Genomic DNA, 12,084 nt, shown 5'->3' with positions numbered 1-12,084 from the left:
CGAAACACCCAGTGACCTAATGAATTCAGTCATCCAGTTACAGGGATTAAATTCGACTAGAAGCCGTATCGCTCGTCGTTTATCTACATCACCGTTCGAGAATCAGCAGAAGCGATGAATATCGGTCACTCAACAATGGAGAAATGGATACGACAAATGTAGCCGATCACTCAGACCTCATCTCTCATTTCAAGCCTTAACGATAGTAGACAATCGACGTACAAATTCGACAGTATTGTCCGTGAATGACCTCTACCCGCCCACCTTGTTATAGGCCATTTGTATAAAGGCTTTTACTGGCTCAAAGTCCAATTCTGAGGCAAGCGTAAATTCCACATCGCCCGTACCGTAATGCCCTATTGATGTCACATCACGATAACGATTTTTCATTAACTTAGTCTTCATAAAAGCTGGTGATCCGCCCACTAGATTTCAGTTAAACAGTTCTTTAATAAACAAAGCCGCCAAAATCGCGCCAAACAACGCGTTTAAACTGGCGCCATCCTAGAAATTGCGCCACAATTGCGCCAACACTAACTTAAAATTGCGCCAAAACACTATGTCATCTACCAACGATTTGTTGAAAAGCATTAATACATCCACCAATGGGGTGTCAATGGCAGAGCTCATGACCATGCATCCCGATATAGCCAGACGTTCAGCGCAGCGACAAGTTGCCAAGCTGGTTGAAGAGGGGCTGGTCGTTGCTCAAGGGGATGGTAGAGGGCGGCGTTATTTTGGTGCTGATGTTCCATCAGAAGCACGATCAAAAACAAATGTTATTACGAATAAGGACGATGTTTTTCCTATCTCTATCCCGATATCTGCGGATAGTCAGGACATATTAAGTTATATCAATCAACCGCTTGAAGCCCGCAAACCTATAGGCTATCAACGGGATTTTTTGGATTCTTATCAGCCTAATAAGACATGGTATTTGTCAGAGTCATTGCGTCGCCAATTACACAAAATGGGCAAAACTACGGACCGTCAAGAACCTGCTGGAACTTACTCTCGCGCTATTTTAAATCGGTTGCTGATCGATTTGTCATGGGCATCAAGTCATTTGGAAGGAAATACCTATTCTCGCTTAGATACCCGTGAGCTGATCGAACATGGTAAGTCCGCACAGGGTAAGGCTACCATTGAGACACAAATGATACTAAACCATAAATCGGCTATTGAGTTATTGGTGGACAATATCGACTCAGCTGAATTTAATCGCTATACCCTGATGAATATACACAGTACATTGTCGGAAAACTTGCTACCCAACCCGGCCGATGAAGGTCGAATTCGACAACATGCTGTAGATATTGGCAAAAGTGTCTACCGTCCATTATCGGCTTTGGCGCAAATAGAAGAGACGCTCGATGTACTGCTTAACAAAGCGAACCAGATTGGCGATGCTTTTGAGCAATCTTTTTTTATGATGGTGCACTTACCTTATTTGCAACCATTTGCTGATATTAATAAACGCACCTCCCGCTTGGCTGCGAATCTGCCACTATTTCGGGCTAACCTATGTCCGTTAACTTTTCTAGATGTGCCAGAGCAAGCCTATAGCAGAGCGACGTTAGGCATTTACGAAATGGCGCGAGTCGAATTATTACGCGATCTTTATGTTTGGGCTTATGAGAGATCGACCCAAGAGTATTTAGCGATAAAGCAAGATTTAGCAGAGCCAGACCCATTACGCCTGACTTGGCGAGACTTTATCAAGCAAACGATTCATCTGGTTGTGACGAGCCCTGAACAAGATCCGTTTACACTTATTCAGCAAACAGTAAAAACAGAAATTCCTGCTGCAGAGCAAAATGATCTACAAGCTTTAATTGTCGAAGAACTGAGACGAATGCATGAAGGCGTTTTAGCTCGTTATGGTTTGCGGCCCTCTGAATTTTCTACATGGAAGGCTGTGCAACAGCATGAAACTCGGAGCTGAAACTGTGAAACAGCCGAAGGTTATGGCGCTCTCCCCTATAAATTCTCGAGACTAGGTTTATGGGAGTATTGTCCGTGAACGATCTCTACCCGCCCACCTTATTATAGGCCATTTGTATAAAAGCTTTTACTGGCTAAAAGTCCGCTTCTGATCCAAAAGTAAACTCCACATCACCCGTACCGTAATGCCCTATTGATGTCACATCACGATAATGGGCTGTCTGTGTTGGTACATCAGAGGGTTTAAGCTTCAAAAATAGCTTAACGTTGCGACCTTTGACTTCCATACAGACGATATTTTGCGAGACTTTGTAGGCCACGTAATACTTTTTCGGCACTTCCTCGATGGACTCGTCTAAGCCAAGGATAAACTCACGAATAGTCGCCGTTAGCTCGCGTACGTCATCAGTTTTCCCCTCTAAATGTTCATCAAAAGTATACGCGCCCGTAGCACGCGACAACGCCACAATAGACATGACCAACATAAACTGGAAAGACCAGCGAATACCATGAGAACTCGCCAAACTAATCGACGAAGAAGAGAGCTAAAAGCTCTCTTTTTTTATGCCTGAACGAAAAAGCCAGCACAGAAAGCCTAGCCAGCACCCGCTAAGAAGCCAAAAAACACCATGAAAAGCGCTTAAAAATAACTATCAATTGGAAATTTTTCGGAAATTTTAAGGAGATTAAATACAAAAAAAGGGCTTACGAATTAACGTAAGCCCTTGATTTTATTACTTTATTCGGTGGTAGGACTAGGCGAACTCGAATCGCCGACCTCTACCATGTCAAGGTAGCGCTCTAACCAACTGAGCTATAGTCCTAAAAAGTGTTGGCTATTATACGCAGAGGTTTGCTTTTGGCAAGCCCTAGCGCAAACTTTTTGAAGTCTTTGTTTTAAAACTGTTTATTCGTCGAATGGAACAAGGAGTTCATGGCCGATGACTTCGTCTATTAAGCCATATGGCACTTTGTATTTTTTGTCTTTAAAGCGAACAAGGGCGTAGTCGTAGCACATTTCGATCACGGTGCAGTTGACGATGACGCCCTTGTCGATGACTCGGACGATATTATAGTTTCTTAGCGTAATGGCCATGTTTGTTTCCCGCCGTTAGGACTCACCAACGTCTTTGAGTTTTTTCTGCAATTGACGTATCTGATCTCGATAACCCGCTGCCAATTCGAATTTAAGCTCTTCCGAGGCTTGCATCATTTCCTTTTGCAGTTGGATCATAGCTTTACGCACTTGCGCCACGTCTTCCATGCTTTCCACTTGATAATCTTTTGCCGTCTCGGCTACTTTCTTGGTTTTGCTACCACGCTTGCCTGCACCTGGGTTGTAAGCCCCTTCCATAATGTCTTCAACCGATTTGGTGATGCCTTTTGGTGTAATACCATGCTCTTCGTTATGGGCTTTTTGCTTTTCACGACGACGATCGGTTTCACTGATTGCGCGCTCCATAGAGCCTGTAATACGATCGGCGTACAAAATAGCTTTACCATTGACGTTACGGGCTGCACGACCGATCGTTTGGATGAGCGACTTGTCTGAGCGCAAAAAGCCTTCTTTATCAGCATCAAGAATCGCCACCAGGCTCACTTCCGGAATGTCCAAGCCCTCTCGCAACAAGTTAATACCCACTAGGACATCAAATTCCCCCAGACGTAAATCACGAATGATCTCAACACGTTCAACGGTGTCGATGTCAGAATGCAAATAACGCACACGAATTCCATGATCACTCAAGTAATCGCTTAAATCTTCTGCCATACGCTTTGTCAGAGTGGTTACCAAAACACGCTCGCCAAGAGGGAGTCGTAAGTTTATTTCTGACAATAAGTCGTCCACCTGAGTTGCCACAGGGCGCACTTCTAAAATAGGGTCGATCAAGCCAGTCGGACGAACAATTTGCTCAACCACCCAGTCTTGATGCTCTGCTTCGTATTTCCCCGGTGTGGCTGAAACAAAGATAGTTTGCGGTTTAATCTGCTCCCATTCTTCAAATCGCATAGGACGATTATCCAGCGCCGAAGGTAAACGGAAGCCATACTCAACAAGGTTCTCTTTACGAGATCGGTCGCCTTTGTACATGGCACCAATCTGTGACACGGTAACGTGGGACTCATCGATCACCAACAAGGCATTAGCGGGTAAATAATCAAATAACGTCGGCGGCGGTGAACCTTCTTCTCGACCAGACAAATACCGCGAGTAGTTTTCTATGCCATTGCAATAACCCAACTCTTGCATCATTTCTAGATCGTATCGTGTACGTTGATCAAGGCGTTGCATTTCCACGAGTTTGTTCATTGACTTCAACTGCTCTAGGCGTTGATCCAGCTCGACCTTAATACGCTCAATCGCGGCTTGCACAGTTTCTTTGGGCGTCACGTAGTGCGTTTTCGGATAAATGGTGACACGAGGCACTTTACGAAGTGTTTTATTGGTTAACGGGTCGATCATTGATAAGGTTTCGACTTCATCGTCAAACAATTCAATACGAATCGCGGTGTCTTCCGAGTCTGCTGGAAAAACTTCGATTACATCGCCACGCACTCGAAAGTTACCCCGCTCTAATACCAAATCATTACGGCTGTATTGCAGCTCAGCCAAGCGTCGCAATACGTCACGCTGATCAATACGATCACCGCGGTCAAGGTGCAACATCATTTTCAAATAAGACTGCGGGTCACCCAAGCCATAAATCGCCGATACTGTTGCAACAATAATAACGTCTTCACGCTCCAACAAAGCTTTGGTTGCCGAGAGACGCATTTGCTCTATGTGTTCATTGACGGAGGCATCTTTTTCGATAAAGGTATCCGATGCAGCCACATAAGCTTCGGGTTGGTAATAATCGTAGTAGGAAACAAAATATTCTACGGCGTTATTGGGAAAGAATTCTTTGAATTCGCCGTAAAGCTGCGCCGCCAAGGTTTTGTTGTGTGCCATGACGATCGTCGGGCGTTTTACCTGTGAGATAACATTCGCAATGGTATACGTTTTACCTGAACCCGTTACCCCAAGTAAGGTTTGATGGGCCAAGCCCGCTTCGACACCACGCACGAGTTTTTCTATGGCTTTTGGCTGATCGCCCGCAGGTGAATAAGGTGAGACAACTTGAAACTCTTGTGACACGGATTTTTCCCTAAGCTATACAATCGACACAATAGGTTAGCAAATTTTGCAGAAAACGTCCGATATAATTTCTAACCTAAAACAACAGCTTTTAAGCACCATAATTATAAAAAACACCGCGTTAGACTTTATTAATGGTTGCGTCATATATAACATAAAGAAATATACTTATGAATAAAAACACCATCCCCGTGATCTAAGTGAGCAACATGACTAAATTGGGAAAACTCTTTCCAGCACTGGCTTGGCTAAAAGGCTATTCGCGAGAAGATATGAAAACGGATGCCATGGCCAGTTTTATTGCCACCATCCTGCTGATTCCACAAAGTATGGGATACGCTTTGCTTGCTGGTCTACCCGCCGTAGTGGGCCTCTATGCGGGCATCATTCCTGCGATTTTATACGCTCTGTTTGGTACAAGCCGAACACTGGCCGTTGGCCCTGTCGCTATTACCTCCATGATGACAGCAACCATTGTCGCTCCCTTCGCGTTACCAGGAAGTGAACAGTATGCTGCGATGGCCATGATGCTGGCGTTTTTATCTAGTGTGTTCTTGATATTGATGAGCCTTTTACGAATGGGTTTCTTATCTAACTTGCTGAGCCACCCTGTCATTTCTGGCTTTATTAGTGCGTCTGCCATATTAATCGCAGTGGGACAATTCAAGCATTTAATTGGCGTTCAAGCTCATGGTGATAATCTTATCGAGCTAACACGAAGCATGATGCTTCATATCCATGACATCAATTTACCAACAGTGATTTTGAGCACGATTTCTATTCTTCTTTTAATACTTTTGAAGCGCTATTTAACCCCGATTCTTAGCAAACTTGGGTTAGCTGAACAAACTGCTCAAATGCTCGGAAAAGCGGGACCTGTCGTGGTCGTTGTTGTCACCACAGGTTGCGTGGCTTTATTTTCTCTAGACACTGTTGGCATAAAAATCGTTGGTGACATAAGCACTCGCTTACCCACTATTCCTTTCCAACAATTTACTCTAGATGCCATGATAGACCTGCTGCCCGGTGCTTTTTTAATCAGCATTGTGGGTTTTGTTGGTTCTGTCTCTGTGGCCCAATCTTTTGCGGCAAAACGCAAACAAGATATCAACCCAAATCAGGAATTGGTTGGCTTAGGGTTAGCAAACTTAGGGGCCGCCTTGAGCGCGTCTTTTCCGGTAACAGGCGGTTTCTCTCGTTCTGTCGTCAACGCCAGTGCAGGGGCGAAAACACCAATGACAGGCATCTTAACCGGTTTATTGATGTTAGTAACCTTACTGTTTTTCACCCCACTTTTTTACTACCTTCCAACCGCAGTATTAGCAAGCAGCATCATCATCTCGATTTTACAGCTTATTGAAGTGAAGAATTTTTTAAGGCTGTATCGTTTTTCTAAACAAGAAGCGCTTGGCTTATTAGCCACCTTTTTTGTTGTACTGTTTGTCAGCATGGAAAGCGGAATCATAGTGGGGGTCTCGTTGTCTCTGTTGTTCTTTCTTTGGCACACCAGTCATCCACACATTGCCGTGGTTGGCAGACTGCCTGGAACAGAGCATTTTCGTAACGTGAAGCGTTTTGACGTGGAAACAGACCCAGAAATCATCACGATTCGCATTGATGAGAATCTTTTCTTTGCCAACGCTAGAGTCCTAGAAGATTACGTCTTAACACTGGTTTCTCTGCATAAAGACATGAAGCATCTGATCCTTATGTGTAACGCAGTCAACATGATAGACGCAAGCGCATTAGACAGCTTAGAAACCATTGATGACCGATTAAAATCCGCGGGGGTTCTGTTGCATTTTTCTGAGATTAAAGGACCTGTGATGGACAAATTAAAAGATTCAAGCTTGGTCCGCAACCTGAGCGGTGACATCTTTTTAACCCAGCATCAGGCCATGAAGATATTAACTCAGCAGCAAGCAGCAATATAACCAGCTTGCTGCTGAGGCGTTACCACACTCGGCTAATTAACGGAAGAATCGTCACCAGCCGACACCCGCAACAAGTCTTTATTGCGGGACAATAACGCATCTCCAATGCCCTTAACTTGGGATAACTGCTCGATAGACTTGAAGCCGCCATTGGCCTCTCGGTAAGCAATGATTGCTTCCGCTTTTTTCGTGCCAACACCAGACATCACAGCGGCAAGCTCTGCGGCCGTGGCAGTATTAATATCCAAAGGCGTCACCGCAAAAAGCGAGAAAGGCATCAGTGCCAGAGAGACAATAAGCAGTGAACGGGAAATACCAGTACGGAAAACACGAGAGAGGTTTGTCATAAAAAGTCCTTTTAGCATATTAAAAAACAGTGGCATCTTGCCAATAAAAAACCACTTAATACATTGATGTGAAGATCAACGCTGATTAAGTGGTTTTAGAGTAAAAGCTTTTTAAGCAGACTTCAAGAGCCTTTTTTATACAATCTCAAAATGTCACAGACGATAAATTACGCCATCACACCCAAATCACGATTTGCTTGAGTCAACACAGCAATAGGGTCATTGGCCTGTGTTATTGGACGTCCCATAACGAGATAATGACTTCCAGCCGCCATTGCTTCTGTTGGTGTCATGATACGCTTCTGGTCACCCTGATCAGAGCCGACGGGACGAATCCCTGGCGTGACTAACACGAAGTCTTTGCCAAGCGTCGTCGACAACATACTGGATTCTTGCGCAGAGCACACCACACCGTCCATGCCTGATGATTTTGCTAAAGCAGCAAGGCGCTTCACGTGTTGTTCTGGCGTCGCATCGATTCCGATTTCCAACAGGTCCGCTTGATCCATGCTGGTCAGAACCGTAACGGCGATCAACAAGGTCTTGTTATCTGGCAATTGCTGCAATGCATTCGCAGACGCTTCCATCATACGACGGCCACCAGTGGCGTGAACGTTTACCATCCAAACACCCGCTTTGGCCGCCACGCTCACCGCGTTCGCCACAGTATTTGGAATATCATGAAATTTAAGGTCGAGAAAAATTTCAAAACCCAATTTGTGTAATTCATCTAAAATAACAGGACCCGCCGTTGTAAACAGCTCTTTGCCGACTTTGACTCGACACTGTTTAGGGTCTAGTCGTTTCGCCATCTCAACGGATTGCGCCATGGTTGGATAATCTAGGGCAACCACTATAGGGGATTGGCAGCTCATTCAGTGTCCTCTTTTCTTTCGGTTTCTATCGTTTAATAAATGTCATTAGGTGCGCGTTGTTTTATTCACCTTCCAAACCATGAATTGGTTTTACAACGCCCCAGTTTTTACAACTAGGGCATTGCCAATGCAATTGATGACCCGGAAAGCCACATTGGCGACACTGATACTTGTGTTTTGCCTGCACGAGTTGATCAATAAGCTCATATAACACCACCAAGTGTTGCTGATTGTAGCCCTGAGAATCAGCGAGCTGCAGACTAATCAACTCTTTAAAGCCTTTAATAGTTGGATGCAATCTCAATTGCTCCACCAAAAACATCTCTGCGTAATCTTTATCGGTTTCCATGTAATGCTGAACCAGACCCATAATCAACGCGGCGGAAGGCTTTTTCTGATTCTGTTCTTGCAAAAATTTAATATAGCCACCACTGCCCCACACCTTTTGATAACACTCTTTCAGTTTGGGAAGAATGATAGAAATAAATTCTGGGTCCTGTTCTGCCGCATGCTTCAACTCTTTGATCGCATCGCGATAACGCCCTTGACTGTTTAATACATCGGCCGCACCAATGCTCGCCCGTACACAGCTGGAGTCAACGTCGAGGGCTTCTTTGTAATATTGAAAGGCGTGTTTCCATTGCTCTTTTTTCTGTGATTCCTGCGCCATTTCACAATGAAAATGCGCCAAACGCTTAATCTCTTTTTTGGTTGGGGCTTCTTTGATCAACTCAGAGCCAATTTGTATGGCTTTGTCCCAGCTCTGCTCAAATTCATAAAGATCAACCAGCAGAGTGAGTATTTTAGGCTGAAATTCGGTTTTTCGTGAGGTCGAAGCCATGTTCAATAAGAGTCGTCCCGCCCTATCCAACAAACCTGCCGACATAAAATCACTGGCAAGCTCGAGTTGCACCATGCGCATTTCACGCTGGGATATCTCAGGACGAGCAAGCAAATTTTGATGAATATTAATGGCTTTTTGTATTTCGCCTTTTTTACGAAATAAATTGCCCAACGTCAGGTGGATATCGAAAGTATCAGAGTTGACTTCGAGAGAATCAACAAAAGCGTCAATGGCTTCAGAGTGCTGATCGTTCAGTAGGTGATTAAGACCGCGAAAGTAATCGGTCGGAATGCTTTTTTTGGTTTGCTTATTTTTCTTGGTCGGATTTTTACGCCCCATTGCCCAGCCAACAAAGAGCGCGACAAACAGAACCAAAAACAACCCAATTTCGGTCAACTCAATCACTCCTTCCCAACAGAAAGCTCTTTCGCAATAGAGGCCTTACGCAAAGCATCCACTTCATCACGTGCTTTTTCGTATTTACGAGTTAACACCTTAATCTGGCGTTCACTTCGCAAATAGGCAACTGAGCTAACCAACAAAGCCACACAGGCACCAACGGTAAAAGACAAAATCACATAGAGAGCGACACTTAACTCTGGGCCTTGCCAAAAAACGAGATCAAGCGGGATCAACTGAGGGTTGCGGATGGCAAAGAACACACCCACGGCAAGAAAAAAAACAATGAGTACTGTGTAAGTAACTCTTTTCAGCCATTTAAGCATAAAACAACCTACCAAAAATAGAATGGCGTTATTATGCCGTGGTAGCTCATAAATTTCGAGGCATAAGACGTAAATTAGTTAAGTTCGTTAATCTCACTGTCTTCAGGCAAATTGACTAACTCTCTCAATTCTTTACCCGGTTTAAAGTGAGGCACATATTTTGCGCCCAACTCAACCGACTCTCCTGTTTTAGGATTACGGCCAACTCTGGGGGCTCGATAATGCAGAGAAAAACTACCGAAGCCTCTGATCTCTATGCGCTCACCATTCGCTAAGGAATCAGACATATGATCGAGCATTGCTTTGATTGCTTGCTCTACATCTTTAACCGGCAAATGGGATTGCTGATCGATTAGCAGCTCTATCAGCTCAGATTTTGTCATTACTGTCCTCGCGACTATAATTTGATCACTGTCTAAGACTAGCTAAATTTAGAAAGAAAGCAATAAGTTAACGCTATTTAGGATGCTTTTTACATGTTTTATTCTAGTGAAATAGAGAATATTACGAATGGATGCATTACACAACTAGCATAGATGCTGTCTAGCTTTTATAATATTGCCCATATTTAACACATTGGAAGAGATTATAATGAGCTATAGCAAAATCCCAGCTGGCAAAGATGCACCGAATGATATCAACGTGATCATCGAGATCCCAGCACAAGCCAACCCAGTAAAATACGAAGTCGATAAAGACATGGATGCGCTTGTCGTTGACCGCTTCATGACAGCACCTATGTTTTATCCAGCAAACTACGGTTATGTTAATAACACTTTAGCTGACGATGGCGACCCAGTTGACGTATTAGTGATCACACCTTACCCAGTCGTTCCAGGCTCCGTTATTCGCTGCCGTCCAGTTGGCGTACTAAACATGTCTGATGAAGCAGGTATGGACGCTAAATTGGTTGCGGTTCCTCATGAGAAACTCAGCAAAGAATACGGTCATATCCAAGACGTGAATGACATTCCACAATTGCTACGCGATCAAATCGAACATTTCTTCGAAAACTACAAAACCCTTGAAAAAGGCAAGTGGGTAAAAGTAGAAGGTTGGGCGAACGCAGAAGAAGCGAAAAAAGCCATCGTTGAAGGCATCGAAGCTTACAACGCTCAGTAATTCGTTTCACTCGAATGACTTTCAGACATAAAAAAACCGATCCTAGGATCGGTTTTTTTGTTTAACACTTTAACTCAGTAAAGCTTGATACCTATGGGCATCTTTTACTCTAAAGAATCCAAGTAACGCTCTGCGTCTAACGCCGCCATGCAGCCTGTGCCCGCTGATGTGATCGCTTGACGATAAATATGATCAGATACATCACCCGCAGCAAAAACCCCTTCAATGCTGGTCTGAGTCGCATTACCATGCGTACCAGATTGAACTTTTAGGTAACCATCATGCATTTCAAGCTGACCTTGGAAAATATCTGTGTTTGGCTTGTGACCGATGGCCACGAACAGACCAGCAACCGCGATGTCTTTTTTCTCGCCAGTCTCATTGTTTTTAATGCGAATCCCAGTTACACCAGCATCATCACCCAACACTTCTTCTAGCTCGGAATGCCATTCAATTTTTACGTTGCCGTTTTTCGCTTTTTCCATCAATTTATCCGCTAGGATTTTTTCAGAACGGAATTTATCGCGACGGTGAATAACGGTAACCGTTTTGGCAATATTAGAAAGATAAAGGGCCTCTTCAACCGCCGTATTGCCCCCACCGATCACCGCAACATCTTGATTACGGTAAAAGAAACCATCACAAGTGGCACAAGCAGACACGCCTTGCCCCATGAATTTCGTTTCACTTTCTAGGCCCAAGTACTGAGCGCTGGCACCAGTGGAAATAATCAACGCATCGCAAGTATAAACGCCACTGTCACCTTCCAAACGGAATGGACGATTTTTTAAATCCACTTTGTTAACATGATCAAAAATGATTTCCGTTTCAAAACGCTCAGCGTGTTTACGCATACGCTCCATTAGCTCTGGACCTTGCACGCCTTGATCATCACCTGGCCAGTTATCAACCTCGGTCGTCGTGGTCAACTGACCACCCATTTGCATACCGGTAATCATCACAGGATTCAGGTTCGCGCGGGCAGCATAAACCGCTGCGGTATAACCAGCCGGACCAGAACCTAAAATCATTAGTTTAGCGTGTCTCACATCGCTCATGTCATTGCTCCTGTAAATGAATGTTTGCCAGACCCCAAAATACGACTGGCTTAAAACTGTGGTGAATTCTAACGAAAATCGACTGAAATTCTTAGA

13 protein-coding genes and 1 tRNA gene are annotated in these 12,084 nt (G+C 44.2%); 3 read left to right on the top strand and 11 right to left on the bottom strand.

The genetic code is table 11. From position 1 onward, the window contains the following. Positions 1 to 252 precede the first annotated feature (252 nt). A complete protein-coding gene (locus DKT73_RS20040) occupies positions 253 to 405 on the bottom strand; it encodes a hypothetical protein (RefSeq protein WP_157959170.1) in 153 nt (50 codons plus the stop codon). Between the two features lie 211 nt (positions 406 to 616). Here DKT73_RS20040 and DKT73_RS10255 point away from each other — a divergent pair, with 211 nt between their 5' ends. Then, positions 617 to 1,945 (top strand): Fic family protein, encoded by a 1,329-nt coding sequence (locus tag DKT73_RS10255; RefSeq protein WP_198666585.1) that lies wholly within the window; start codon positions 617 to 619, stop codon positions 1,943 to 1,945. A gap of 133 nt (positions 1,946 to 2,078) precedes the next feature. Here the strand turns inward: DKT73_RS10255 and DKT73_RS10250 are convergent, their stop codons facing one another. From DKT73_RS10250 to uvrB, 4 genes are all read right to left on the bottom strand, one after another. Continuing rightward, positions 2,079 to 2,468 carry a DUF5655 domain-containing protein gene (locus tag DKT73_RS10250; RefSeq protein WP_198666584.1) on the bottom strand — a complete coding sequence of 130 codons (390 nt, stop codon included), beginning with the start codon at positions 2,466 to 2,468 and terminating at the stop codon, positions 2,079 to 2,081. A 223-nt stretch (positions 2,469 to 2,691) separates the two neighbouring features. Beyond that, a tRNA-Val gene (locus DKT73_RS10245) sits at positions 2,692 to 2,768 on the bottom strand. An 83-nt stretch (positions 2,769 to 2,851) separates the two neighbouring features. Beyond that, entirely contained in the window at positions 2,852 to 3,040 is a 189-nt protein-coding gene (locus DKT73_RS10240) for a hypothetical protein (RefSeq protein WP_111638453.1), read from the bottom strand. A gap of 15 nt (positions 3,041 to 3,055) precedes the next feature. Next, positions 3,056 to 5,083 (bottom strand): excinuclease ABC subunit UvrB, encoded by a 2,028-nt coding sequence (uvrB, locus tag DKT73_RS10235; RefSeq protein ID WP_111638452.1) that lies wholly within the window; start codon positions 5,081 to 5,083, stop codon positions 3,056 to 3,058. 209 nt (positions 5,084 to 5,292) lie between these two features. On the opposite strand from uvrB, the gene DKT73_RS10230 reads away from it, so the two are divergent. Next, positions 5,293 to 7,017: a SulP family inorganic anion transporter gene (locus DKT73_RS10230; RefSeq protein ID WP_111638451.1), complete on the top strand. Its 1,725-nt coding sequence runs from the start codon at positions 5,293 to 5,295 to the stop codon at positions 7,015 to 7,017. A 32-nt stretch (positions 7,018 to 7,049) separates the two neighbouring features. On the opposite strand, the gene DKT73_RS20290 is transcribed toward DKT73_RS10230, so the two are convergent. From DKT73_RS20290 to ihfB, 5 genes are all read right to left on the bottom strand, one after another. Further along, the gene (locus DKT73_RS20290; RefSeq protein ID WP_111638450.1) at positions 7,050 to 7,364 is read right to left on the bottom strand and encodes a ComEA family DNA-binding protein; all 315 of its coding nucleotides are present in this window, start codon (positions 7,362 to 7,364) and stop codon (positions 7,050 to 7,052) included. 167 nt (positions 7,365 to 7,531) lie between these two features. Then, positions 7,532 to 8,239: an orotidine-5'-phosphate decarboxylase gene (gene pyrF / locus DKT73_RS10220; RefSeq protein WP_111638449.1), complete on the bottom strand. Its 708-nt coding sequence runs from the start codon at positions 8,237 to 8,239 to the stop codon at positions 7,532 to 7,534. A 61-nt stretch (positions 8,240 to 8,300) separates the two neighbouring features. Then, positions 8,301 to 9,488 (bottom strand): lipopolysaccharide assembly protein LapB, encoded by a 1,188-nt coding sequence (gene lapB, locus DKT73_RS10215; RefSeq protein WP_232827839.1) that lies wholly within the window; start codon positions 9,486 to 9,488, stop codon positions 8,301 to 8,303. After that, positions 9,485 to 9,808: a LapA family protein gene (locus DKT73_RS10210; protein ID WP_111638448.1), complete on the bottom strand. Its 324-nt coding sequence runs from the start codon at positions 9,806 to 9,808 to the stop codon at positions 9,485 to 9,487. Before DKT73_RS10210 ends, lapB begins: the two co-directional genes overlap by 4 nt. 74 nt (positions 9,809 to 9,882) lie before the next feature. Then, entirely contained in the window at positions 9,883 to 10,191 is a 309-nt protein-coding gene (ihfB, locus tag DKT73_RS10205) for an integration host factor subunit beta (protein ID WP_111638447.1), read from the bottom strand. A gap of 208 nt (positions 10,192 to 10,399) precedes the next feature. On the opposite strand from ihfB, the gene ppa reads away from it, so the two are divergent. After that, positions 10,400 to 10,930, top strand: a complete 531-nt coding sequence (gene ppa / locus DKT73_RS10200) for an inorganic diphosphatase (protein ID WP_072841202.1) — start codon at positions 10,400 to 10,402, stop codon at positions 10,928 to 10,930. A 104-nt stretch (positions 10,931 to 11,034) separates the two neighbouring features. Here the strand turns inward: ppa and trxB are convergent, their stop codons facing one another. Next, positions 11,035 to 11,988, bottom strand: coding sequence for a thioredoxin-disulfide reductase (gene trxB, locus DKT73_RS10195; protein WP_111638446.1), 954 nt, complete (start codon positions 11,986 to 11,988; stop codon positions 11,035 to 11,037). Positions 11,989 to 12,084: the final 96 nt, after the last annotated feature.

The organism is Marinomonas shanghaiensis (assembly GCF_003259175.1).
Lineage (GTDB): Bacteria > Pseudomonadota > Gammaproteobacteria > Pseudomonadales > Marinomonadaceae > Marinomonas > Marinomonas shanghaiensis.
The sequence above is the reverse complement of the archived record's forward strand: the minus strand, read 5'-3'. Positions and strand labels throughout refer to the sequence as shown.

Excerpts from the sequence above, each read along its gene's own strand:
- DKT73_RS20040 (WP_157959170.1), bottom strand. The coding sequence starts at position 405 with ATGAAGACTAAGTTAATGAAAAATCGTTATCGTGATGTGACATCAATA.
- DKT73_RS10255 (WP_198666585.1), top strand. The coding sequence starts at position 617 with ATGGCAGAGCTCATGACCATGCATCCCGATATAGCCAGACGTTCAGCG.
- DKT73_RS10240 (WP_111638453.1), bottom strand. The coding sequence starts at position 3,040 with ATGGCCATTACGCTAAGAAACTATAATATCGTCCGAGTCATCGACAAG.
- DKT73_RS10230 (WP_111638451.1), top strand. The coding sequence starts at position 5,293 with ATGACTAAATTGGGAAAACTCTTTCCAGCACTGGCTTGGCTAAAAGGC.
- DKT73_RS20290 (WP_111638450.1), bottom strand. The coding sequence starts at position 7,364 with ATGACAAACCTCTCTCGTGTTTTCCGTACTGGTATTTCCCGTTCACTG.
- pyrF (WP_111638449.1), bottom strand. The coding sequence starts at position 8,239 with ATGAGCTGCCAATCCCCTATAGTGGTTGCCCTAGATTATCCAACCATG.
- DKT73_RS10210 (WP_111638448.1), bottom strand. The coding sequence starts at position 9,808 with ATGCTTAAATGGCTGAAAAGAGTTACTTACACAGTACTCATTGTTTTT.
- ihfB (WP_111638447.1), bottom strand. The coding sequence starts at position 10,191 with ATGACAAAATCTGAGCTGATAGAGCTGCTAATCGATCAGCAATCCCAT.
- ppa (WP_072841202.1), top strand. The coding sequence starts at position 10,400 with ATGAGCTATAGCAAAATCCCAGCTGGCAAAGATGCACCGAATGATATC.
- trxB (WP_111638446.1), bottom strand. The coding sequence starts at position 11,988 with ATGAGCGATGTGAGACACGCTAAACTAATGATTTTAGGTTCTGGTCCG.